This is a genomic window from Streptomyces sp. NPDC107498, from assembly GCF_055582805.1.
In genome coordinates this window covers 1-22,493 of the sequence record NZ_JBVJPE010000029.1, presented here as the reverse complement: position 1 = coordinate 22,493, position 22,493 = coordinate 1, and the positions used below count along the sequence as shown (strand labels likewise).

Sequence of the window (22,493 nt, the reverse complement as noted above, 5' to 3'; positions counted from 1 at the left end):
TCGCCGGCGCTCCGTATGGAGGAAGATCCGACTGACTTCAGCATTCGTTGTCGCGAGACACAGAAGAAGCCCGATCGCGCAGCCGAGAGGGCGGTCGGTCTAGTACGGGGACGTGCCCCGTAGTGCCTCGGCCTCCAGGGACTCGGGAGGGAGGCTGTACGGCACCAAAGGTGCTTGAGGTGTGAGCTGGAGTGACGACGATGAACACGGACGAAGTCTGGAACTATCTGGCCGATCTCTGGGAGCGTGGCGGGCGTGAGCACTGGTGGGACTTCACCCAGGACTGCGCTCTCCAGGAGGATGCCGGGCTGAACCGGATGATGCCGTACTTCAGCGACTTCGCCGTGTACTCCGCCCATCACCAGCGTCCGGATCATATGGAGCCGGCCGACTACCGGGTCGCCGTGGAGCTGCTCTTCCGTGACTGGTACGAGAAGATCTACGTGCCGTACACGGTCGAGGAACAGGAACAGCAGGCCGCTGCCGCAGGGTCGGAGCCGCAGGAGCACGTCTTTGACGAGCACTGAAGGAGATCGCCCAGAAGCTGCGTGATCTCGGTCGCCGATGTGGCGGCGATGGAGAGGATGCGCGTCGACCGTGCGCAGCGCGAGAACCGCGCGGCCGCCGCGAAGGCGGCCAAGGAGCATGCGGAGCGGGAGCGCCGCCGCGCGGAGGCGACCGAGGCACAGAGGGCCCGGGAGAGCGTCGACGGCGCCCTGCGAGATGTGGCCGACAGGCGAGAGCGACGGTCGAAGCAGCAGGAGAGGCACGAGCGTTCGGGCGGCAGGGTGGGAGGGGAGCGAGAAGAGAAGGACGGCAGTGGGGCCGGAGGAGCGGGACGGTGTCCCTGACGCCTCTCGGTGGTGGGACGTGTCGGTGGCGCAACGGGGCCTTGGCCCGGCCGGCTCGGGACGAGTGGATCCGCTTAGGCGGTCGGGACGCCGTGCGCTCCGCTCCGGACCCATGCCGTGGGGTTGTCGTGTCCGGTGTTCCGGTCGTTTCGGACCAGGAGCTCTGACGCGGCTCACCCGAGGTGCTCAGTGTCGATCTGACCGGCCGGGCGTGGCACGGAAGTCGGACGGCCTGCGAAAGCAGGGGTTGCCGTCGCACGGACGGGGGACCGCTTACCCAGCGGAGTCTCTACGTGCTCTTTCACCGGGACGCCCTCAACGGAGCCCCTCAGCCCTGGCGTGGAGCCCCGCCCGGTGCGCCGTCGAGGCCGCCTGCACGCTGTTCTCCGCGCGCAGTTCGCCCATGATCTGGCTCGTGTGCCCTGTGGCGTCGACTCACTGAGCTCTTTCAGAGTGGCCACTGATCGGGTGACGGGCCAGTGCCCCGCAACTCATGAGGCTCCCGTGCCGTTGAGAGATGTGCTCGACGTCTCAACTCGCCACCGCGGGAGCCTCGCTGGTTCCCCGGCCTGCAACACTCGACCTGCCGCACGCCTTGATCGAGTGGGCATCCATGCTCATCGTCATCCCTGAGGGCGACCGGCGCTGCAGGCTCCCGCCTCACCGGCGTGCTCTCGTCGGTCAGCTGTCCCGAAGGGCACCCGGCCTCCTGCGTGTCCTGTGCGAGACCGACCCCGATCACATCCTGCTCGACGGGACGCTCGCCGAGTGCGACCGCGTCGGCGACAGTCGGGCCGACTTCTCCCATAAGCACCGCCGTCACGGCGTGAACGCGCAGGTCGTCGCCGATCCCACGGGCAAGCTGCTGTGGATCTCGCCCGCGCTGACCGGCCGCACCCACGACCTGACCGCGGCCCGCACCCATCGCATCATCCGGATCTGCGAACGCCAGGGCGTTCCGATCCTCACCGACCACGCCTCCATCGGCGCCAGCACGTGGGTGACCACACCGATCAGACGGTTCCCCAACCGGGATCTCACCACGACTCAGCATCCGCATCCGCCGCGACCTCTACCCCTTACGAACCGGCGACGAGATGGTCACCGATCTGAAGATCCTCACCGGGCGTCGCATGGACCTGGTCGCCGACCGCACCCGCACCGTTAACCGGCTCCGAGCCCAGCTCGCCGGCATCTTCCCCGGCCTGGAACGGGTCCTCGACCTCACCAACACCGGCCCGCTGGTGCTTCTGACCGGCTACCAGACCCCAGCCGCCCTGCGCCGGACCGGCAAGAAACGGCTCGAGACCTGGCTGCGCAACCGCAAGGTCATGCGCGTCGACCGACTCGCTGAGACCGCACTGGAAGCGGCCGGGCGCCAGCACAGCAGCCTGCCCGGAGAAAAGCTGACCGCCCAGATGGTGCATACCCTGGCAGGGGAGGTGATGGCCCTCAACCAGCAGGTCGCCGAGATCGACAAGGCGATCGAGGCCCGGTTTCGCGAACACCGGGACTTCGCCGTGATCACCAGCATGCCGGGCCTGGGCATCATTCTCGGCGCCGAGTTCCTGGCCGCGACCGGCGGCGACATGGCCGCCTTCGGCACCGCGGACCGCCTCGCCGGCTTCGGCGGCGTCGCACCCGTGCCTCGCGACTCCGGCAAGATCAGCGGCAACCTCCGCCGCCCGCGCCGCTACAACCGCCGCCTCCAACGCGTCTTCTACATCTCCGCGTTGTTCAGCATCCGACGCTGCGAGGACTCGCGCCGGTTTTACGAACGCAAGCGCGCCGAAGGCAAGCATCACATCCAGGCCGTCCTTGCTCTGGCCCGCCGCCGTGTCAACGTTCTCTAGGCCCTCCTCCGCGACGGACGGACCTACGAACCCCTGCCACCCACCACACTCGCGGCTTGACAGACCGCATTAGGAATCACTGGTGTGGAGCGAGTGGCATCGAGGTGTCGGACAGGCCTTTCGCCACCAGTCCCAGGGCCCCTCCTCCCGCGCGGTCGGTACCTCCAGCGCCCGCTGTCTCCCGACCGTCAGGCGCACGGACGTGCAGCCGACGGGGCGGGCGGCCGTCGCAGTACCGCCGGGATCCGGGGCGCCCCTCACGCGCCGTCCTTACCACCTGACGAGGTTCTTCGGGGACGTGTCCTTCGGACCGGTCGTCACCGGCCCGCGCCCCCCAGACGGTGGGAGCGGGCCGACGGCGAGGACACGCGCTCAGGAGAGCAGGGAGAAGAACTCCAGCTCGGAGATCGCCACGTCCTTCTTCTTCTCCGAGGGGAAGACCGTGGCGACGGTGATCTTCAGGCTCGTGATCGCCGTCGCGTCCGGCAGCGGGAACTTCTGCGTCTTGCCACTGTCCAGGAGAGTGATCGAGGTCTTCTTCCGGTTCGAGTACTCCACGATGAGGGCGCGCGGCCGACCGTGGTCGGTGAAGGTGTCGGCCGTGCCAGGCGTGACGATCAGCTGGTTGAGGCTGACGAGCCCGTCGAACTGGACGTTCAACTCGACCCTCCCCTTGATGTTCTGGTTCTCCGGGTCGAACGGGCTGGCCCAGTAGCTGGCCGTGTTCAGGTCGATGGTGTTCTCCGGCCCATGGCCCTTGAGGGATTTCACGGCGGTCACCTTGGCCGGCCGGACGGGCGAGTACTGCGACTGGACGAACCCCACGACGGACTTCTTCACGGTGGCGACCCTCTGGTCGACGGCCTCCCTGAACTGCTGGGACGAGGCGTAGGCGACCATGCCGAGGGCGACCAGGAGCGCGAGGACGATCTTCAGCTTGGCGAAGAACGCCTGCACGCGCGAGCCGGGCACGACCGCCGCGTTGTCGCCCCGTCCCGTCCCTGTGCCCAGTGGTACGACCCGCGGTCCGCGCCGCAACCTCAGCCTGTGCCACCAGGGGGCCCTGGCGACCTCGGCCTCACTCAGCTCGGAACCGCACCGTGCGCAGAAGCGGCGGGTGGGCGTGTTGCCCTGACCGCAGGCGCCGCAGATCAGGTGGCCGGGCTGAATCGCATTGGAGCGGGCCGTACGGCGGTTCTGCCGAGTGGCCCGTGGCTGGGGCGTCTGCGGCAGCACGGCGTCCGGTTCGTCGTCCTCCCAGTCGTCGTCCTCGTCGGCCTCCGGCGGCGAGGGCAACGGTGCGATCAGGGCGGCGTCCCGGGCACGCGCATCCCCCGGACGGACCGTGAGGGTCGGTACCGTCCGGTCGTCGCCCGCGCCCGACGTCGACAGCCGGAACGGAGCCGCGAGCGACGGAGGAACGGCGCCCCCGGCCCGGCTGCTACCGGAGTCTTCCTCGTCCTCCTCGTTCTCCTCCTCGTCGTCGTTCCAGTCGTCGTCCTCGTCGTCCCAGTCGTCCCAGTCGTCAGCGGGATCACCGAGCCCGGGCGCTCCCGGACCACCCGGGCGCGACAGCCCCGGCGGTGCCATGAGTCCCGACGCCGCGGCGGACGGACCCGCGCCGCCCAAGCCCGGTAGGGGCGGCGGTGCACCGGGACCAGGGGGTCCGCCGAGCCCGGGTGGCCTCGGTGGTCCGCCGAGCCCGGGGGGTCCGCCGAGCGCAGGTGGCCTCGGTGGTGCATCGGGACCAGGGGGTCCGCCGAGCCCGGGTGGCCTCGGTGGTGCATCGGGACCAGGGGGTCCGCCGAGCCCGGGTGGCCTCGGTGGTCCGCCGAGCCCAGGGGGCCCGCCGAGCCCGGGTGGCCTCGGTGGTCCGCCCAGACCACCGGGCTTCGGCGGTCCGCCGAGCCCACCCGGTCTCGGCGGACCGCCGAGACCCCCGCCCATGCCGCCGAAACCGTTCGGCAACTCCACCGGGCTGCCGGTCGCCGGCGGCAGGACCGCCCGGCGCGTGCCCTGCACGATCCGTCGCAGCAGTGGAGTGGACGGCTGCTCGGTCGCCGCCTCGGCCTCCGCTCGCACCTCCTCCGAGATCTCCGGCACGGCACGCTCACCGGACCACTCCAGGAAGGCCCCGCAGGACCCGCAGAAATCGTCGTTCTCGCGGTTACGCCCGCCACAGCGGCGACAGACCATCATCGGCGGACCACCTCCATGCGGTACGGGACGTGTGCGGGAACGCACTCCCGGACCAGTGCCTCCAGATCGACGGGATCGCCGTCCTGCTCTCGTTCCACCCGGATGCGGATCACCGCCACGGACGGCAGCCCCTCGGGGAACGGTGTGTCGGGCGTCGGCGACGTGAAGACGCCGCCGGAGTCGAACAGCTCGACCTCGCCGCCCGTGGCGAGCGCGACCCGCGCCCGCAGGCCCTCGACCGTGCCGCGGGTCCGATGGCCCCGTACCGCGTGCGCGGTCGCCGCCCGCTTGCGGCCGATCGGCCAGTCCTCGTCCAGCTGCGTGCCCATGCGGTCCGCCAGCCAGTCCAGGAAGTCCGCCGGGGCCAGCCCCGGGTCGACATACGCGTCGAGACAGTCCAGGGTGCTGATCACCGGGGCGATCACCTCGTCCCAGCCCGCCGTCAACCGAACCGTGAACGGGTCGTCCTGGTAGACCGAGGGGAGCATGTCGGCGAGTGAGTAGGGGCTGCCGAGCCCCTCGACCCAGGCCCTCATCGGGCACCGTCCACGCGGATGTGGTGGTCGTAGGAGATCACCAGACTGTTGTCGGCCAGGTCGATGCGGCGGGTCTCCTGACCGCGCTCGCCGGTGACCGGGTTGGCCGCGAAGAGCCGCACGTCGTCGACGAGGTCCACCCCGTCGACCCGCTGGAGCAGCGCGAAGACCTCACCGACCTGCACGGGTCGGCCGAACGGCCATCCCCGGCCCTGGGGCCCGCCGCCGGGCAGGGGGCTGAGGAACCGGTACAGCGCCTCCTCCACGTCCCGGCGGACCCGGTCCGGAGTCGCCCGGTGGTGCGCGGTGATCTTGGAGACGACGGTCACGCCCCGGTACAGCGGCGGTTCCACCATGATCCGCGTCCCGACCAGTCGCACCTCGTCCAGACGTCGGGCCACCCGCTCCAGGGTCTCCGGGGCGGGTACCAAGTGCTCCAGACGGACGCGCTCGCCCTCCGGGGCCGCCGGGACGACCAGAAGCTTCACGCTCCCGTGGTCCTCGCTGGGCATGCACCGGATGCGCGCCAGTTCGGGCGCCGCCTCATGTGCGAGGGCCTCGAAGTCCTCGGCCGTCACGGCCCGGTTGCTGCTGCGCAGCGCCAGGGGGCCACGGGCCACCGCCTCGGCGAGCGTCTCGGCGTTCGCGCCGCCCCGGCCGGGGTGCCGGTTCTCCACCCCCGCCACGAAGGGGAGCGAGGACATCAGGGAACGGACCGCGCCCGCGCCCACGTTGCCGCGAGCACCGCCGCCGACGGCGAAGTTCCGGATGCGTACGGTCGCGCCGTCCGGGGGGACCGCGCCGTACCGACGCAGCCCGCCGTCCGGCTCGCGAACCGCCGGCCCCAGGCAGACCTCGCCGGTCACGGCGTCCAGGACGAAGTGCCGGTCGTCGGGGCCGCTGGCCGTGAAGTCCTCCACCCGCGTCCAGGTCTCCCAGGTGTCCTCCGCGCCGCGCACGGCCGTCTCCAGGACGGGATCGCCGTACGGGGCGAGTACGGGGGAGCGGGAGAGGGTGAACCGCTGGCCGGGAACGCCTTCGGCCGGGTCCAGCACCTCCCCGTCGACGATCTCCACGTTCGTCGCCGTCACGGTGGCGCCCACGGTCGAGGTCACCAGGCCGTGCACCACGGGGCTGGCGGTGTACCCAGGCTGGCCGTCCCCCGGTTCGAGGACGCGGGCACGCAGCCAGCCGGCCCCGTGCCCGGCCAGCACCGACGAACGGTGCTCCGCCGGCACGTGCACCACCACCTCACCGGATCGGTTCAGACCGCCGGTGCCGTCCGACGACACCTCGCAGGCCGACCACTCGGCGCCGTCCCAGGCCTCCCACGCCAGGGGCGGGGCCTCCGGGTCGACGCCGATGCCGTCGATCCGACCGTCGAACTCGATCCGTATCGCACAGCCGGGGACGGCGTTCTCGAGTCCGAGCAGCAGCGCGTCCCCAGGCCGGGGCGAGGTGCTGAACGCGGGGAAGGGCGCACGCACGCCGTGGCTGCCGTACTCGACCTCCTCCAGCCGTTCCCCGGGGCCGGCGATCCGCAGCAGACGGGACAGCGGTCCGGGCACCATGGTGACGTCGTCGTCCGTGCAGAAGCTGACGGCCTCCTCGGTCTCGGTGCGCAGTGTCGCCACCCGGGTCCCCCTGCGGATCACGAGCGGAGCCGCGGTGATCGGTGTGGTCGACCAGAAGGTGACCGGGGTGCGCGCCGCTACCGGCGGCAGCATGCGGACCCCGATGAGGTCGAGGAACTTGACGTAGAGCCGGTCCGGCACCTGGTTGAGCCGGTACAGCATCTGATCGGTCATCATCGCGAAGGCCTCGACGAGCGTGACGCCGGGGTCGGACGGATTGTGGTCGGTCCACTCCGGGCACCGGCGCGCGATCAGCCGGAGGGCTTCCTCCATCAGGTCCTGGAAGCGCCGGTCGTCGAGGTCGGGGGTGGGCAGCACGGCTACAGCGCTCCTGCGTCCTGGTCGTCCGGAGCGGTTTCTTCGTCCGGGAGGGAATAGAAGGGGAAGACCATGTTCCGGGGATCGTTCCCCTCCTTGGTCCGGTAAGTGATCACGATGTTCACCAGGGTGGGGCGTTGCGGATCGGGTTGTACGCCCACGGCCTCCACGACCACCCGGGGCTCGCAGGCCGTGAGAGCCGAGGTGACCTCGCGGCCCAGCTCGTCCAGGGTGTCGGGGTCGGTGCCGGCGAACACGTAGTCGCGTAGGCGCGAACCGAAGCCCGGCCGTGCCCTCCGCTCCCCGGGATAGGTGGTGAGGACCAGACGCATGGCCTGCTCCAGGAGGGCGCTGCCGCCGACCGTGCGGATGCCCCCGTGGCTGCCCGCCCCCAAGGGGAAGGCCCAGCCTTTTCCGATGAATTCGTCGCTCATGGCGGCTCTTTCCTCCTGGACTCAGTTCAGCTCGATCGTGGAGCCCTTGATGGCGACGCTGCCGGTGCTTTCGATGGTGACGGAGGACTGCGCGCGCATGGTGAGCTTGGAGCCGCCGTCGATGTTCAGCTGGCCTCCGCTGCCTGCGGTGATGTTCACCGTGCCTCCGTCGCCGCAGCGAATGTCCAGCGTTCCCGCGGCCGCCTTGCTGTTCGGCGCCTTCGGCGCGCAGGTCAGCGTGAGTGTCCCGGCCACCTGGTCGACGGCGAGCCCGATGCTCACGTCGCCGGTGCCGAGGACGAACGCCGACTCCGTCGGAGGCTGGCCGGCACCGGGCGGAACCTTGTCGTGGAAGGCCAGCATGTTTCCCGACGGGCTCACGATGCCCCTGCGGACCACCTCGGCCGTGCTGCCCGTCGCCTCGACGGCCGGCCCGCCCGGCTTGTACGTGCTGGCGTTGCTGAGGACGCCGCCGACGACGTACGGCCGCCTCGGATCGCCGAGTTCGAAACCGAGCAGCACCTGGTCGCCGATCTCCGGCAGCAGCAGCGCACCCGCCCGCTTGCCCCCTGCCATCTGGACGACCGGAGCCCAGTCGGTCTCGTGGTCGGGCGCCAGCCACGGGAGAGTCACCTTGACCCGGCCGTTGGCCGCCGGGTCGTTGACGTTCGTCACCACCCCGCACACCAAGCCCTGCACACGTGGCGCCTCGTGCAGACCGCCGGTCCCCGATGCCAGGCCGAGGAGGGTCCGGTCCTCCGGATTGCCCACGCGGAAGGTGGTCCGGTAGCCGTTCTCCAACCGGTCGAAGACATGCTCCGCCGCCGTCACCGTCCACTGGCCGGCGAACGGCTCCGGTACCTCCGAGACCCGTACCCCCACACCCGCCTGGACGCGGGGGTCGCCCCAGGCCACGCCCTGCGCCTCGGCGAAACTGCTCGCAAGCCGTCCCGCCGGTCCCTGAAGCGCCTCACGGGAGGCTGCGCCGATGGCGGCGCCCGAGGCAGGGGCGGTCGAAGTCACCACCCGGCCGTTCGTGGTCGGCGCGGGCCCCAGCGACGGGTCGCCGGACGCCGGGGCCGGAGGACGGCGCGGGCCGGACACCCCGCGCAGGGCCTCCGAGACCGAGGCTCCCGACAGCTCGGCGAGCTCGCCGGTGGTGTTCGCCTGGGCGGACACCACCTTGGCCTCCAGCGGGTCCCAGACCCGCATCTCGACCTCGGGAGCCAGGTTGCCGGCCGTCACCCGGGGGCGAAAGGCCAGGAGGTTCTGTCGGAGCCGCAGCTCCACCGTGCTGCGCGTCGCGGCGGTGATCGGCCGGAAGAAGAAACCGTCCCCGTCGACGCCGAACTCATGGCCGATCTCGCGGCACCGCCAGGAAAGGAACTCCCAGTCCGTCTGGTTCAGCTGGCCGAGATGGGCGTGCGAGGTGCGGGTCGTGCTGATGTTTCCGACGGGCAGTCCCGCCTCCCGGGCGATCTCCTCGGCGATCTCGGAGTCTTTCCTGTTCATGAAGGTACGCGTGCGTGAACTCCGGTGGAGCCGGTGACCGAGGTCGTATGCGCGGACCACGGTGAGCATGGAGTCGTGGGAGTAGCGGCCCTCGATGGCAACGACCTCACCGGCACCGACCCGGGCGCCGCGGACGCCGTCGTCGTCCTCCGTCCACACCTCGATCGGACTGCCGAACGTGAGGCCCGCGCGGTCGAGGACGTCGGCTTCGCCGTCGCCGAACGTCACCTCGATCATGGTGGGCATGTTGACGCGGGTGTCGACCACGGCCCTCAGGACCCTCTTCGCCAGATCGTCGGCGAGCGGCCTCGGACTCCGGCCCACCCGGATGGAGGGCCGGTGGTGCGGAGGCGATACGGGGATGTCCACGGTCATATTCCGTTCCTGCGCAGGGGATCTATGTTGGGATTGCCCTGGCGCTGTCCGCCCGTTTCCGGTCTGAGGCCCGGTCCCTGCCGCGGCTCGGACTGGTGTGCGTCCAGCACATGGAGGGTCAGGTTGCGGATCTCCGCCCGGATGGGCGTGCCCGCGCGAGTGAAGCGCGTGTACGTGCAGTCGAAGCGCATCAGCTCGACCTCGTAGTGGAATCCCCACCCCACGGCTCCCCATTCGAAGACCAGCCGCTCACGACGCGGTTTCTCCTGGGAGTTCTGCTGGAGTGGCGCGACCCACCTGACGAGGAGGTCGACCGTCGGCTGACATCTGTCGCCGGTGAAGATGAGCGAGGACAGGATGAGCCGCGTCGAGCCGCGCGTGGCGAGGTTCGCCAGGATGTCGCGGCTCTGGTCGTCGCCCTTGTTCACCGGGTCCGCGTAGCCCTCGGCGTTGTGGGAGAGGCTGATCTCCGTCGGGTTGTACTGGAACTCGATGCTCCCGCTGGAGCCCTTCAGCTTGGCCTTGGCGACCACGCGCTCCAGGGAGGAGCCTTGGCCCGGTCCGGCCGACGGGTGGTTGCCGAAGGAGGTCTGGTTCGTCATACGAGGAATCCGCTGTGCTCGAAGGAGATCTTCTCGGTGGCCACCGTGTTGCTCTGGGCGTTCAAGTCCGGCCCGGTCCATTCCTTCGGGACCGCGTTCTTCAGCACCCACTGGGTCACGGGGCGGCCCTGGTGGTCGAAGAGCGTGATGGTGACGTTCTGGCCCGGGTACTCCGACGAGCTGTCGTACTCGTAGCCGGTCCAGCGGGCCGCGACGTCGGTCAGCCACCGCTGGACCTTCGGGGAGTCGTCCTGGGTCATGACGCGCTCCAGAGTGACCGGGCTGAACTTGAGCCTGTCAGGTAGCAGTTCACGGTCGAAGTACTGGCCGCCCTCGGAGATCTCCTTCGAGGTGAACTGGACCTGGAGCCCTCGGCAGCTCGACCACAGGCCGAGGTCCCCGTCCCAGTCTTCCAGGGCCACGTGGAAGCGCATCGCCATGCCGACCCGCGGGTTCGTGCCCGGCCTGCTCCTCTGCCGGGGGTCGAGCGCCGTGCCCACCATGTTCGGCACCGCGCCGACACTCGCCATGGGGCTCGCCAGGATCTTGCTGGGCAGCTTCATTTCCGTACCTCGGTGGGAAGAAGGAAGAGGTGATCGCCTCTGGAGGGAGGGCCGCCTCCGGGGCGGTCAGAAGGCTCCGGGTCTCCCTGGGGCGAAGTTGTCGTTGAGGAATCCCGTGTGGACCAGCTCCAGGGTCTCCATCGCGACCTTCCCCTGGCCGGCGTTGAACTCGCTGATCCCCCAGGCGGCGGGAAAGAACTCCCGCAGTTCCCAGCTCACCGTGCGGACGCCGACCGCGTTCACCAGGGCGATCGACCCGCTCAGCAGCTCGCTCTTCAACGAGGTCTCGGTCAGCCACTGCTGGACCGTCTCGGAGTCGGGGCAGGCCGCCCGGGAGAGCTTGATCTTCTGGTACTTGGGGACGCCCGGCAACAGCAACGGGTGGTTCCAGTTGTCACCCGTGCGGTACTCGGTCGTCTGCCACGACACGTTGAGTCCGGAGACACTCGCCCAGTCACCCAGTTCGTAGTCGTACTGGTCGATGGCGACGGTGAAGTTGAACGCCATGTTGACCGAGCCGAAGAACCAGTCACCCCACTTGCTGGCGCCCTTGACCACTTTGTTGAGCTGCATCTTCTTCCTCTTCCGGAGACCGGCCTGAGCCGGAGGGGACTTCTGGTAGCGACGTCGTCAGGGGCGCGGGGCCAGCAGACCGTGCCGCTCGCGCTCCACCACCAGCTCCTGACGGACGTGCGCGAGGATGCGGTCGTAGAGCCGTGCCGCCAGCGCGTCCAGCACGACCGGATCGTCGAAGCGGGCGTAGATCCGGTCGCGGTCGGCCAGCATGTCCAGCAGCGCCGCCCACTCGGGGGTCTGCTCCAGCGGCACGCCCGACTGCCCGACGGGCACGGCTTGCGGAGGCCCGCCGAAGGACGGCCCTCCGCCGCCCGGCCAGGCAGGGTGTCCGACGCCTGCGGAATACGTGACGGGTGGCTGTTCCGTCACCCCGCCGTCGCCCGCTTCCTCGGAGGGGGGGACCGCCGAGGCCTCGGGCGGTGCGACGGATGGGGAAGGCAACCGCCCGTCGGCGCTCTCGGTGACGGTCCGGTCCGCGACGGTGTTCTGCGGTGCCCGGGTCCGGACGTGGTGGAGTGAGCTCGTGTCGCCGAACCACCGCGCGTCGGCCCTGGCCCGGGCGCCCGGCCCGGGCAGGGACGGGGCGTCCAGGATGGGGATCAGGTCGCTGCCCACCGCCGCGCGCTGGACGGCAAGGGCCATCGCCGTGGCCGACACCGCCTCGGGTTCGTCCGTGTCCGGCGCCCATGGGCCCGTGCCGCCGGGTGCGGCCGAGCCGGGCAGGGGCCCGGTGGCCGAGGACGCAGCCGCGAAGAGGGAGGCGACGTACTGCGGGACCGCGTACAGGGCCGGGGGGGTACGAGGTGTCCCGGCGGTGGTCGGGACGTCCGTGACGGGGACGTCGGCGGGTGAGGAGGCCGAGTGGACGAGGCGTAGGGAGGGAGCACCGGGGACATGGGCCGCGGGATCGCCCTGTTCCGGCCCGGCGGTGCCCACGAAGGACGCCGCCGCGAAGGCAGCGGGGAGCCCGGGGGCGGTCGCGGACGTCGTCGCGAACGGGGGGGCGCTGTCGGTCGCCGGATCCGGAACGACGCCGGGGAGCACGGGCTCCGGGACCCGCTCCAGGATGAGGACGCTGCCCGCGGAGCCGGGGTGGCGGTGTACCAGAAGGGACAGACCCTCCTGGGAGGGTCGAGGCGGTTCCGGGGTCAGGGGGAAGCGTACCGGTGGGGTGCGGTACGTCGTCCCCGGGCCGGCCGCGTCGGGCGTCTCCGCCCTGCGGATCGTGTCGGACGCAGGGGAGGACGGGGCGACGCGCGGAACGACGGCGGACGCGGCCGTCGGGACGGGGCCGGCCGCCGGTTCGGGTGTGGAGGGCTGTGCTGTCTCCGGCTCTCCGGCCGGTTCTTCGGAGGCGGGGGAGGTGCCGGTGGCTTCGGCACCCGTGGCCGCTGCGAAGGTGGCGGCGGCGCGGGTGGCGACGGAGGTCGTGTGAGAGGCGGAGGCTGCGGGGCCGGTGAACGGGGAGGTGACCGCCGGTTCGGGTGTGGAGGGCCGTGCTGTCTCCGGCTCTCCGGCCGGTTCTTCGGAGGCGGGGGAGACCACGGTGGTTTCGGCACCAGGCGTCGCGGGCCGGGGGCGCGCGGGCGTCGTGTCCGGAGCCTGTGCCTGGTCCGTCGTAGAACCCGTACCGGACGGGTCCGTGCCCCGGATGGCCGGTGCGTGCGCGGGGGCGGACGGCGTCCCGTCCGGGGACGTCGGCTCGGATGACGCTTCCGCCGCCCGCGACGCGTCCGACACCGTCAGCGGGGTCGTCGCGGTCCGCGGGTGCTCCGGATCGGCCGCGGACCAGAGCACGGCGGTGCGGTGGGCGAGCTCGGGCAGGGTGCGGGACGGAGAGGTGGTCGCTCCGCGCCCGGCGTTCGTTGCGTCGGACGGCCGGACCGTGTCCTGAGCATCCAGGGGGTTTGGGGTCGCGTCGAGGAACACGGCGGCGGGTGAGGACGCGCTGACTGTATCGGCCTCCTTCGGGGCGTCGGAGTCCGGCGCGGCCGAGGGCGCGGGGCCCGACGAGGAGGGACGACCGGGGTGCGCGGGCGTACGCGTCTCCGGCGAGTGCTCCGAGGCACGGGGCGCCGTGCCGTGCGGGGAGCGGCGCGTGCTGTGCCGGGCTCCCTGCTTGCGGCTCCATTCGGCCTCCCAGCTGCCGGACACCGCCCCGGACGTGCCCGTCGTCGCGTCCGAGGTGCCGTCCGCGCCGGGTGAGGCCGGGGCTCCGCCTCCGACGGGTGCGTCGGGGCCCTCCGACGCGGCGGCAGCGGGCAGCGGGGTAGCGTCCTCCACCGAGGTTCCGGTGGCGGAGCGCCGCTGGTAGGAGTCGGGATGGCGCCGGGACCGGTGTGTCCGGTCACGCCGCCGTGACTCCGCGAGGCTCGCCCGGGGCTCGCCCGGGGCCGTGGGAGGCAGGGCGGGCGAAAGGGTCGGGGCGGGGAGCGGCTGCGGGTCAGGCGCGGCGGTCGGCTGGGGTCCGTTCCCCCGGCGTGCCAGGACGTACGAGGGCAGGTCTCCCCCGGCGTTCTCCAGCTGTGCGACTATCCACGCGGGACGGAAGGCGTCGAGCTGCCGGTCGAACTCTGAGCGGGCGGCGGGAGGTGTGACGGGCCGGGGCTCGCCGACGTACGCGTCGGTGGCGCGGGTGAGCGGGAGCGGAGCCGCGCCGATGTCCTGCCCGGCACCGGAGGAATCGGACGAGCTGCGGTCGGCGGCCGGGCGGGGGGCGACTACGGGGACCCGGCGCGGGGCTTCCACGATCGTGGACGTGCTCTCCTCCGCGGTCGGCTCCGCGGAGGTGCCGGCGGTGGCGTCGGGGGCGGCCCCGGTGTGTTCCGGCGTCCAGGGACGCCGGGACGTCGGACGGACCGTCAGGAGGTCCGCCATGACGGCCGTCGTCCTGACGAGGGAGTCCACCCGGCCCCGGGGAGCGGTCCCGGGGAGGGCGGGGGCGGGCGCCCGGTGGACGAGGGACCGGGTACCCGCCTTGGCGGTCGCCGTCCGGGCCATGGCGGCCACGGTCCAGGGCGAGACCCGAACCGTGGTGTGCAGGACGGGCAGCCGACGCCAGGCGGTGGAACCCTTGCGCGGAGGCACCGGCGCAAGGTGTGTCGGCCGTGGCGCGCCGTCAACCGCCGGTCGGGGCGCATGCCTCGACAGCCACGTGCGTACGGTTTTCCACGACCACCGCATGGTCGCCTCCTTTCAGGAGTCCCTCAGGGACGTCAGACGTCCGGCCCGACGGGCTCGGAGATCTTCTGGTTGATCCGGCCGATCTCCTCGATCACCCGCAGGCGCGCGGGATGCTCCAGGTCGAGGACGGAATCGGCGGACCAGTGCAGGTAGTAGGCGACGTACACGACCTCCTCCCAGAGACGGTCGGCCGTGTACGTCAGGATTCCCCCGGCGCCTCACCGGCGATGTCGACGAGGAAGGAGTGGGAGCAGGACGGGCAGTCGACCTCGGCCTCGGTCCGCCCCTCCTGGTTGATCCGCCGGTAGAGGTCCTGGAGGAACGCCAGGTCCGACGCGAACAGGTTCTCGATCGTGTCGGTGTTGACGTCGGTCACCGAACCCAGCCGGGTGACGGTCCTGCTCAGCAGCAGGACCGTCAGGTAGGCGGGGTTCTGCTGGACCTTGGGGTCGACCTGGGGGGCGATCTCGTCACGGGCGGTGGCCAGGCGCATCAGACCGTTGCGATGCACCTGCCCGTTCGAGTCGACGTACCCGCGCGGAAGAACGAACGGATATTCGGTCTTCATGGTCATGCCGTCGTTCTCTGCTGTCATGGTCATCACATCGGGGTCGTCGTGACCTTGGAGCAGGTGAAGGTCACCGTCTCGATCACGATTTCGGACGCGCCGGCCTTCAGGTTGCCGACCTCGATCTTGCTGGGCCAGGCATCGTGCAGGTAGTACGTGGCCAGCGTGGGCCGCTCACTGTCACTCGCGGCGGCCTTGTGTCCCAGGATCTCGAGCGTTCCCGTGAGCCGCGCGGCGCCGATGGCGCCACGGGCCAGTTCGTGCCAGGCGAAGATCGTGGCGCTGCCGTCGACACCTCGCTTCAGCGTGACGGTCGGCGGCTTCACCTTGCCGAACTGCTTGGTCATCATCGGCTCGCCGGTGGAGGAGTCGGCCGCGATGTACTCGACCGGCTCCACCTCGCTCGTGATGCCGGAGAGCTCGGAGAAGTACGCGTCGAATTCCGTGTTTCCCGCGAACGAGACCTTGAAAGCGGCCGCCGAGAGGGCGATGGGTGTTCCGGACTTGGGGGTTGTCATGGTGTGTCAGGTCCTTTCTGCTACTCGTCGAGCGAGGAGCCCTGGGCGTACTGGGAGAGACGGAAGACGACGAACTCGGCGGGCTTCACGGGGGCGATGCCGATGTCGATCGTGAGGATTCCCGCGTCGCGGTTCTCCGGGGGGTTGTTTGTGTCGTCGCAGCGGACGAAGAAGGCCTCGGAGGGGCTGCGGCCGAAGAGCGCGCCGCTGCGCCAGACCCGCGTCAGGAAGGCCTCGATGGTGCGGCTGACACCGGCCCACAGACGGGGCGTGTTCGGCTCGAAGACCACCCAGCTCGTACCGTCGAGAATGGACTTCTCGACGTAGTTGAACAGGCGGCGCACGTTGATGTAGCGCCACTCGGGGTCGCTGGAGAGGGTGCGAGCACCCCAGACGCGCACACCCTGGCCGGGGAAGGTCCGGAGGCAGTTGACGCCGAGCGGGTTGAGGATCGCCTGCTCCCCCTTGGTCACGGCGAGCGCAGGGTTCAGGACACCGCGCATGATCTCGTTGGCCGGGGCCTTGTGGACCCCACGCGTGTCGTCGTTGCGAGCCCAGACACCGGCGATGTGGCCGCTCGGCGGGATCAGTTCGGCCTTCTTCTCGGCCGGGTTCATCACGTTCACCCACGGCCAGTACAGACCGGCGTACTTGGAATCGAACGCGGAGTATTCCTGGCGCCACTCGCGGACCTGGGAAGCATTGAGATCGGGCAGCGGGTCGAGGATCGCGACCCGGTCGCCCATCAGCTCGCAGTGCGCGATCAGCTCCAGCTGGACGGCCTTGACGCCCTCGGCGTCGACGGCACCCGCCTGGTACGCGGCCATCAGGTCCGGGACGGCGACCATGGTGATGTCGTCCAGGGCCTCCAGGCCCGACAGACCGGTGCGGGCGGCGGTGTCGCCGATGTAGAGACCGGGGGAGACGTCGGATCCGCTCGCCGCGGGCACGCCCGACGGGCGGATCGGGGCCAGGGACGCCTTGGCGCCCTTCACCGGACGGGTGAGCGCAGCGCCCTTGATCTCCTCCACCGTGATCAGGGAGGACTGCTTGACCGCCGTGAGGACGTTGGCCGGGCCCTTCTTGGTGGAGACGTTGTCGTAGACCTCTTCGACCTTCCCGTCGCGGCGCACGACCAGCTTGAAGGCGTCGTCGCCGCCGTCGGTGGCGTCCTCGACCTCGACCGTGACGGGTCCGCCCGGGGCCGCCGAACCGGCCGCGCTCAGACCGACGGTCAGCGCGGGGCGCGCGCCCCCGGGTCCGGCCAGCTCGACGCGCGCAGGGGCCTCCAGCTCGGCGGGAGCGGCCTTGTCCGTGGTGGCGACGCCGCTGCCGAGACTCACGACGTAGGCGTTGCCTCCACCGTTGAGGAAGTATCCGTAGACGGCCTGGGGCAGGTACGCCCCTGGGACGAAGTCGCCGAAGAGGGTCGTGTACTGGGTCCAGCTTGTGACCAGGACGGCTTCGTTGAACGGACCTTTCTCGGTGAAGCCGACGAAGGCCGCCGTCGCGGTGCCGGCCCCCTGCAGGGGCTTGATCCCCGATGAGGTCTCCTCGACGTAGACACCCGGGGTCAGGTAATTGGGCACGCTTTCCTCGCTTTCGTGGGGCTCTGCAAATGATTCCGGGAGAACCAGTGGTGAAGGAGTGATGGTCAGCCAGCCGATCACGCATCGACCGCTGCCCCAAAGGGAAGGGGGGAGCGTTCCTCGTTCTGCCCCTTAGCGGGGTGGAACAGAGGGAGCGGACGGCGACGATGAGCGGATGATGGATGCTGTCACCCTGTCGCTGGAAGCCTGGCTGCGCCGTTGTGTCCCGGAGGCCGACCTCCGGTTCGACTCACCGGTCCGGGGTTTCTCCGACGATGCCGGGCGGAGCGTCGTCCGCGCCTTCCTGTACGACGTGCGGGAGGAGGAGAACGGCCGCGTCGGCAGCTTCTACGTCCGCGACGCGGACGACAAGGTCGTGGCGCGCAGCCAGCCCTCGCGGCTGTTCCAGTACTCGTACGAGCTGACCGCTTCCGCGGCCGACTGGCGGGGGTGCTACGGACTGCTCGGGGAGATCATGCGGTCGGCCGCGTACTGCGCGGTGATCCCGGACGATCTCCTGCACCCGTCCCTCGCGGGCTTCTGCACCGGAGCGATGCGGCTCATTCCCGCACCGTTCGACCCGGTGCCGATCCCCTGGAGCGGTGCGCGGGTCCCGGACTCGCCGGTGCTCCACCTCGCCGTCATCGCGCCTATGCCGTTCGATGTCGACCAGCGGATCGAACCGGCGCCCGACCGGGTCGAGATCGGAGTGGGCCGGGGCTCAGCCGTCGCACCCCCCCCAGGGGGCACCCCCCGACGGCAGGGCCGTCAACGTCCCCGGGGACGGATCGAGGAGTAGTGGAACCACTGCGGGCCGCAGCCACGCGTCAGATGAGTCCCTCGCGGATGGCGTACGCCACCGCGTGGGACCGGTTGCGCAGGTGGAACCGGTGGGTCACGTCGTGCAGGACGTTCTTCACGGTGCGCTCCGAGTAGGAAAGCTGCTCGGCGATCTCCCGGGTGTCCATACCGTCCGCGACGAGCTTGAGCACCTCGCCCTCGCGGTCGGTCAGACCGTTGAAACGCAGGCCGCGCGGGGCGAGGACCTGGCGCTGCACCTGCGAGACCTGCTTGAGCAGCCGGCCCAGCAGATCGGGCGGGACGACGCCCGCGCCGCGGTTCACCGAGGTGATGACCTGGACCAGCCGGTCCGCGGTGGCCTCCCGCCGGCGGACCAGACCGGCGACTCCGGCCTCCACCGCCACCATCAGCCCGGCGTCGTCGAGCTCGGAGACGACCACGACGGCCCGCTGAAGGCCCTTGCCCCGAGCGGCGCGCAGAAGGCGCAGCGCTTCGTCGTCCATCTCGTCCGAGACGATCAGCGCGACGGTGCTGGGGGACAGCTGGCTCTCCTCGGTGATCCAGATCTCCGCACGTGATTTCAGCGCGGCCACGATCCCCGCCTCGGAGATCGGATCCGACGTCTTCACGTGGACGAATATGCGTTCAGTGGTCATGGAGTGCCCCATCTGTCATTTCCAAGGCCGGGCTATTTGTGCACCTGCCAATCCGAGGACTTGGCCGGTTTTGCCCAAACAGCCTCCCTCTCCGCGCCAGGGCGAAACCATGGCCGGTGTCGGGGACTTCATGGACTGAACCGGTGTTACTTCCCCGTATTTCATCCACTTTTGGGGAAGATTTGAGGGATACCGCAGAGTAGTGGGTCTGGGGGAATCCATCCGGGCAACCTCCTCGCCTGCCCGGCAGGGCGGGGCGCTCGGCGGCCCCCCGGCCCGGTCCCCTCAGGAGGCGTCAGGCTCCTTCTCGAAACCGGGCCCCGGCGGACCGGCCGTCGCGCTGCCGCGTTTCCCGGGCCGGGCCCGGGTGCCCACTCTCGACCGTTCCCACAGCAGCGAGGCGGCCACGGCCATGGCACCCGTCGCCAGCAGGACGGCCAGCCCCCAGACCTGGAACGTGAGACTTGCCCGCAGCGCAGTCAGGGCTTCGTCGACCGTGTTCACGCGACGACCTCCCGACGGCAGGCGGCCGGACCTGGGGCCGGCGGGTCGGTGGCGAAGGCGAGGGGTACGGCCGCAGCTGCGGCGGTGAAGACCAGCATGCGCCCATGCTGGGCCACGGAGGCGGGCGCGCGGGCCTCCGTTCGGGCGACCGATCGAGCGTCGCGCCCGCCCGCACGTCTGCCTACGTGCCCCCTGAACCGACTCCGGCGCCAGCGGGCCGTGTCGCCTTCGCACGGGGCGGGCCCGGGTGCCCCGACGGGAGTCTGAACGGGAGGCGAACTCGGCCCGTCTAAACCGTTCGCGGACAGCCGTGTGGCCGGATCCTTGCGGAACACTAGGGAGATGGAAACGGTGCGAGCGGTGGGAGTTGACAAGGAGATGGTTCCCGACGCAGGTGTCCTGTACGAGCGCCTGCTCCAGACCGTCAACGCGGTGGTCGAGCGGTGCTGGGAAAGCGCGGACCCGGATGCGGTCGCCCACGCGCTGTCCGAGACGCTCGCCGCCGACGACTTGTTCTCCGCGCGAACCGTCACGCGCGTGACCGAGGCCTACTTGCCCGACACGGCGGAACTCGTCTTCCGCTACCTCACGAGCTACGACGGCATGGGCGAGCGCCCGGCAAACGACCCCGTCACGGCCCGGCTCTACGAGACCCTCGGTGACTTTGCCGACAACCTGGCGGCGACGTACGCCGCCACCGCGTGGGCCGTCTACGAGTCCCCGTCCCTCACCGGCCCGGTCCACGAGGTCCCCGAGACCTTTCCCGAGGAACCCCGCGCGGCCCGCGAGCCGGAGCGGCCACGTCCCGGCCGGCAGCCCGGGGCCGCCGCCCTCCGCAGGGCGGAGCGCGCCGAGCGCGCCCTGAACGCGGCGCGCGAGACCCTCAGGGCCCTGGACCGGGCTCGCATCGACGGGGAGAACGCCCAGCTTCTCAAGAGCCTCAAGACGGGCGACCGTCGCAAGGTCCTCTGGGTGCGGACCCGGGGCATCATCGTGATCGGCAGGCACAACAGCGCGTTCGACGCGGTCGACCGCATCCGGGACGTCCCGGGCATCGGCGTCCTCGCCGGCTCCCTCCAGCTGATCGGCAGGCCGAAGCTACTGAGCGCGCGGCGGCAGGCCGTGCTCACCGACATCCCGACGGAGGATGCCGAGGAGCTGGTTCCCCTCCTCGCCGCCCACCGGATCGACGTCTCCCTGGCCGGCGGCTCACCCTGGGTCGGCTGACGCCCCGCCAACGGTCCCCAGCGCCCTCAAGAGCAAGGCCCGAGACTCCCCGTGGCGCGCTCGACCACGCTGGCGGGGAGCTGGGACGAGATCCATTCGGACGAGGGCTCCCGAACTACACTCCCTACGGCCCTTCCGCCTTTGCCGAACGCGAGTTGACGCCTCATCAGGATGCTGGAAGAGGTGACCCGGAGAGATCATCGAGAAGCTGGGACGAGCCGTGAACGCCGAAGGACACTCATCGGAGGAGGTAGAGCACGAGTTCCACGCCGTCCTCCCCAGGGTTCCACAGGAAGTCATCGAGGGCCATCGCGTCGACGAGCACGCGTGCCCACTCCCGTCGAGATCACGGAAAGCGCCCGGGACGAGCCCTTCGCGAGTCGTTGGTGAAATGGAGCGCCCCTCTGCGCCCGGAGGGGCGCGGCGCCGGCGCGGCGGTTCGGCCCGAGGCCGCTGCGTCCGCCCCGAGCGCCGCCATTGACGGCCCCACGACCCATACGACCACGACTGAACCGTTCCCACTCCTCTGCCGCTCCGTTGTGAGCCATCAGAGAGGATGGGACGCCTGCCCCCAGCGCGCGGGACGGTGTTTTCCGCGCCTGGAGACCTGTGCGGCACGAGCCGGCATCGGGGTGCGACTGCGCGAGGACACCCTGACATCGGCGGGCGGGGGCGTTCCGTCGCCGTCAGCAGAGGGCGCGTGGCTCTTCCCGGCCGCGCTTTCGCCCTCGTGTCCTGCTCGGCCACCTGTATGAGGGAACCGGTTGGAGTTGCAGGTCGGGAGCCGTTCCGAACACCTTCCAGCCGTTGGCGCCGTTCGTATCCGGTGCGAGAGCAGGAGTACGAGGTCCGCACGTGTCAGTGAGCTCTTTCAGAGTGGCCACTGATCGAGTGATCCAGGTCGAGTCGGGATGAGGCCCGCAACGCACAGGGCTCCCGCGCCGTTGAGGCAGGTGTTCGAAGTCTCAACCCACCGGCACAGGAGCCCTGTTGGTTCCCTATTCTGCCGCACTCGACCTGCCTCATGCTCTGGTCGAGTGGGTATCCATGCGGGTCCTGCGCGAGGCCGATCCGGACTAGGTCCTGCTCGACGGGACGCTTGCCGAGTGCGACCGCATCGGCGACAGCCGGAGCGACTTCTCCCAGAAGCACCGCCGTCACGGAGTGAACGTGCAGGTCGTCACCGATCCCACCGGCAATCTGCTGTGGATCCCACCCGCGCTGCCCGGCCGCACCCACGACCTGACCGCCGCCCGCACCCACCGCATCATCCGGATCTGCGAACGCCAGGGCGTCCCCGTTCTCGCCGACCGCGCCTCCATCGGCGCCGGCCCCTGGGCGACCACACCGATCAGACAGCTCCCGAACCGGGAACTCACCACAACCCAGCAGACGGTCAACCGGGCCCTGTCAGCGGCGCGGGCACCCGTCGAACGAAGCGTCGCGCGACTCAAGTCCTGGCGCATCTTCCGCAAAGCCCGCTGCAGCCCCAACCGCATGACGGCCATCGCCGCCGCCGTCCTCACCCTGGAGCGTCAACGCTGAAAATCCTCAATGAGCCTCTTTCATCCTGTGCTGGAGGGTGAAAAGAGCTGATCAGCGAGGGTGGTGACGAGGCAGGGCCCCTGGTCGTTGGCGTGGTGATCTCACTGAGCCTCTTTCATCCTGAATAGCTGCAGGTCAGTAGCATGAGGATGGCTTGGACGATGGTGCCGATGCGGCGGGTGGAGCATCTGGCTCGCCGGAGGATCCGCCAGGCCTTCAGCTGTGCGAAGGCGCGTTCGCCGGGTGCTCTGAGTCGGCCGTGATCGCGGTTGAACTGTTGGTAGTGGGCGGGTTGTTCGCGGTGGTGGTAATAGGGGGTGCGGAAAGTGGCGCCGGCGCCCTGATAGGCGCGGCCCGCGAGGACGAGGATCTGGCGGGTCAGGCAGGCCTGGACGATGCCGTGGGCCCGGGCCGCGGTCAGGTCGTGGGTCCGGCCCGGCGTCGCACGG

Annotated in this window: 19 protein-coding genes and 3 pseudogenes; 6 read left to right on the top strand and 16 right to left on the bottom strand. The window is 70.5% G+C overall.

The features are described 5' to 3' along the window. Nucleotides 1-200: 200 nt before the first annotated feature. The 3 genes and pseudogenes from ACZ66Z_RS33110 to ACZ66Z_RS33100 form a co-directional block, all read left to right on the top strand. Nucleotides 201-527, top strand: a complete 327-nt coding sequence (locus ACZ66Z_RS33110; protein WP_469939372.1) for a hypothetical protein — start codon at nucleotides 201-203, stop codon at nucleotides 525-527. Between the two features lie 880 nt (nucleotides 528-1,407). Next, nucleotides 1,408-1,902, top strand: a pseudogene (locus ACZ66Z_RS33105) (transposase family protein); the annotation flags it as partial. Between the two features lie 4 nt (nucleotides 1,903-1,906). After that, nucleotides 1,907-2,704 (top strand): annotated as a pseudogene (locus tag ACZ66Z_RS33100) (IS110 family RNA-guided transposase); the annotation flags it as partial. Between the two features lie 372 nt (nucleotides 2,705-3,076). Here the strand turns inward: ACZ66Z_RS33100 and ACZ66Z_RS33095 are convergent. The 13 genes from ACZ66Z_RS33095 to ACZ66Z_RS33035 all read right to left on the bottom strand — a co-directional run bounded on the left by ACZ66Z_RS33095 (nucleotide 3,077) and on the right by ACZ66Z_RS33035 (nucleotide 17,311). After that, complete coding sequence (locus tag ACZ66Z_RS33095; protein ID WP_469939371.1) at nucleotides 3,077-4,294, bottom strand: NADase-type glycan-binding domain-containing protein; 1,218 nt, start codon at nucleotides 4,292-4,294, stop codon at nucleotides 3,077-3,079. Between the two features lie 605 nt (nucleotides 4,295-4,899). Then, a complete protein-coding gene (locus ACZ66Z_RS33090) occupies nucleotides 4,900-5,439 on the bottom strand; it encodes a phage tail protein (protein ID WP_469939370.1) in 540 nt (179 codons plus the stop codon). Then, nucleotides 5,436-7,391: a putative baseplate assembly protein gene (locus ACZ66Z_RS33085; protein WP_469939369.1), complete on the bottom strand. Its 1,956-nt coding sequence runs from the start codon at nucleotides 7,389-7,391 to the stop codon at nucleotides 5,436-5,438. The genes ACZ66Z_RS33090 and ACZ66Z_RS33085 overlap by 4 nt, the downstream gene beginning before the upstream one ends. A gap of 2 nt (nucleotides 7,392-7,393) precedes the next feature. After that, nucleotides 7,394-7,825 (bottom strand): GPW/gp25 family protein, encoded by a 432-nt coding sequence (locus ACZ66Z_RS33080; RefSeq protein WP_469939368.1) that lies wholly within the window; start codon nucleotides 7,823-7,825, stop codon nucleotides 7,394-7,396. Nucleotides 7,826-7,846: 21 nt separating this feature from the next. After that, nucleotides 7,847-9,712 (bottom strand): phage baseplate assembly protein V, encoded by a 1,866-nt coding sequence (locus ACZ66Z_RS33075; protein WP_469939367.1) that lies wholly within the window; start codon nucleotides 9,710-9,712, stop codon nucleotides 7,847-7,849. After that, on the bottom strand, nucleotides 9,709-10,314 hold the full coding sequence (locus ACZ66Z_RS33070; protein ID WP_469939365.1) for a CIS tube protein: 606 nt from the start codon (nucleotides 10,312-10,314) through the stop codon (nucleotides 9,709-9,711). The genes ACZ66Z_RS33075 and ACZ66Z_RS33070 overlap by 4 nt, the downstream gene beginning before the upstream one ends. After that, entirely contained in the window at nucleotides 10,311-10,877 is a 567-nt protein-coding gene (locus ACZ66Z_RS33065) for a phage tail protein (protein WP_469939363.1), read from the bottom strand. Before ACZ66Z_RS33065 ends, ACZ66Z_RS33070 begins: the two co-directional genes overlap by 4 nt. A gap of 66 nt (nucleotides 10,878-10,943) precedes the next feature. Further along, the gene (locus ACZ66Z_RS33060; protein ID WP_469939361.1) at nucleotides 10,944-11,450 is read right to left on the bottom strand and encodes a phage tail protein; all 507 of its coding nucleotides are present in this window, start codon (nucleotides 11,448-11,450) and stop codon (nucleotides 10,944-10,946) included. Between the two features lie 57 nt (nucleotides 11,451-11,507). Then, entirely contained in the window at nucleotides 11,508-14,540 is a 3,033-nt protein-coding gene (locus ACZ66Z_RS33055; protein WP_469939359.1) for a hypothetical protein, read from the bottom strand. 128 nt (nucleotides 14,541-14,668) lie between these two features. After that, nucleotides 14,669-14,839 (bottom strand): DUF6760 family protein, encoded by a 171-nt coding sequence (locus ACZ66Z_RS33050; protein ID WP_403229104.1) that lies wholly within the window; start codon nucleotides 14,837-14,839, stop codon nucleotides 14,669-14,671. Beyond that, a complete protein-coding gene (locus ACZ66Z_RS33045) occupies nucleotides 14,836-15,237 on the bottom strand; it encodes a hypothetical protein (RefSeq protein ID WP_469939357.1) in 402 nt (133 codons plus the stop codon). The genes ACZ66Z_RS33050 and ACZ66Z_RS33045 overlap by 4 nt, the downstream gene beginning before the upstream one ends. Then, the gene (locus ACZ66Z_RS33040) at nucleotides 15,237-15,722 is read right to left on the bottom strand and encodes a phage tail protein (protein ID WP_469939355.1); all 486 of its coding nucleotides are present in this window, start codon (nucleotides 15,720-15,722) and stop codon (nucleotides 15,237-15,239) included. The genes ACZ66Z_RS33045 and ACZ66Z_RS33040 overlap by 1 nt, the downstream gene beginning before the upstream one ends. Nucleotides 15,723-15,742: 20 nt before the next feature. Then, on the bottom strand, nucleotides 15,743-17,311 hold the full coding sequence (locus tag ACZ66Z_RS33035; protein WP_469939353.1) for a phage tail sheath family protein: 1,569 nt from the start codon (nucleotides 17,309-17,311) through the stop codon (nucleotides 15,743-15,745). Between the two features lie 175 nt (nucleotides 17,312-17,486). On the opposite strand from ACZ66Z_RS33035, the gene ACZ66Z_RS33030 reads away from it, so the two are divergent. After that, complete coding sequence (locus tag ACZ66Z_RS33030) at nucleotides 17,487-18,110, top strand: Pvc16 family protein (RefSeq protein ID WP_469939351.1); 624 nt, start codon at nucleotides 17,487-17,489, stop codon at nucleotides 18,108-18,110. A 28-nt stretch (nucleotides 18,111-18,138) separates the two neighbouring features. Here ACZ66Z_RS33030 and ACZ66Z_RS33025 read toward each other — a convergent pair whose 3' ends face one another. Together ACZ66Z_RS33025 and ACZ66Z_RS33020 are read right to left on the bottom strand one after the other, a co-directional pair. Beyond that, a complete protein-coding gene (locus ACZ66Z_RS33025; protein ID WP_469939349.1) occupies nucleotides 18,139-18,768 on the bottom strand; it encodes a helix-turn-helix transcriptional regulator in 630 nt (209 codons plus the stop codon). A gap of 285 nt (nucleotides 18,769-19,053) precedes the next feature. Continuing rightward, complete coding sequence (locus ACZ66Z_RS33020; protein ID WP_469939347.1) at nucleotides 19,054-19,272, bottom strand: hypothetical protein; 219 nt, start codon at nucleotides 19,270-19,272, stop codon at nucleotides 19,054-19,056. A 378-nt stretch (nucleotides 19,273-19,650) separates the two neighbouring features. On the opposite strand from ACZ66Z_RS33020, the gene ACZ66Z_RS33015 reads away from it, so the two are divergent. Both ACZ66Z_RS33015 and ACZ66Z_RS33010 read left to right on the top strand, forming a co-directional pair. Beyond that, on the top strand, nucleotides 19,651-20,499 hold the full coding sequence (locus ACZ66Z_RS33015; RefSeq protein ID WP_469939345.1) for a hypothetical protein: 849 nt from the start codon (nucleotides 19,651-19,653) through the stop codon (nucleotides 20,497-20,499). A gap of 990 nt (nucleotides 20,500-21,489) precedes the next feature. Then, nucleotides 21,490-22,044 (top strand): annotated as a pseudogene (locus tag ACZ66Z_RS33010) (transposase family protein). Between the two features lie 115 nt (nucleotides 22,045-22,159). Here the strand turns inward: ACZ66Z_RS33010 and ACZ66Z_RS33005 are convergent. Further along, nucleotides 22,160-22,493: transposase family protein (locus ACZ66Z_RS33005; protein WP_469939343.1), on the bottom strand; the 334-nt coding region annotated here is incomplete at its 5' end.

Coding starts and splice junctions, on each gene's coding strand:
- ACZ66Z_RS33025 (WP_469939349.1), bottom strand. CDS start 18,768: ATGACCACTGAACGCATATTCGTCCACGTGAAGACGTCGGATCCGATC.
- ACZ66Z_RS33075 (WP_469939367.1), bottom strand. CDS start 9,712: ATGACCGTGGACATCCCCGTATCGCCTCCGCACCACCGGCCCTCCATC.
- ACZ66Z_RS33080 (WP_469939368.1), bottom strand. CDS start 7,825: ATGAGCGACGAATTCATCGGAAAAGGCTGGGCCTTCCCCTTGGGGGCG.
- ACZ66Z_RS33045 (WP_469939357.1), bottom strand. CDS start 15,237: ATGACCATGACAGCAGAGAACGACGGCATGACCATGAAGACCGAATAT.
- ACZ66Z_RS33095 (WP_469939371.1), bottom strand. CDS start 4,294: ATGGCACCGCCGGGGCTGTCGCGCCCGGGTGGTCCGGGAGCGCCCGGG.
- ACZ66Z_RS33015 (WP_469939345.1), top strand. CDS start 19,651: ATGGTTCCCGACGCAGGTGTCCTGTACGAGCGCCTGCTCCAGACCGTC.
- ACZ66Z_RS33065 (WP_469939363.1), bottom strand. CDS start 10,877: ATGAAGCTGCCCAGCAAGATCCTGGCGAGCCCCATGGCGAGTGTCGGC.
- ACZ66Z_RS33090 (WP_469939370.1), bottom strand. CDS start 5,439: ATGAGGGCCTGGGTCGAGGGGCTCGGCAGCCCCTACTCACTCGCCGAC.
- ACZ66Z_RS33070 (WP_469939365.1), bottom strand. CDS start 10,314: ATGACGAACCAGACCTCCTTCGGCAACCACCCGTCGGCCGGACCGGGC.
- ACZ66Z_RS33030 (WP_469939351.1), top strand. CDS start 17,487: ATGATGGATGCTGTCACCCTGTCGCTGGAAGCCTGGCTGCGCCGTTGT.
- ACZ66Z_RS33040 (WP_469939355.1), bottom strand. CDS start 15,722: ATGACAACCCCCAAGTCCGGAACACCCATCGCCCTCTCGGCGGCCGCT.
- ACZ66Z_RS33060 (WP_469939361.1), bottom strand. CDS start 11,450: ATGCAGCTCAACAAAGTGGTCAAGGGCGCCAGCAAGTGGGGTGACTGG.
- ACZ66Z_RS33110 (WP_469939372.1), top strand. CDS start 201: ATGAACACGGACGAAGTCTGGAACTATCTGGCCGATCTCTGGGAGCGT.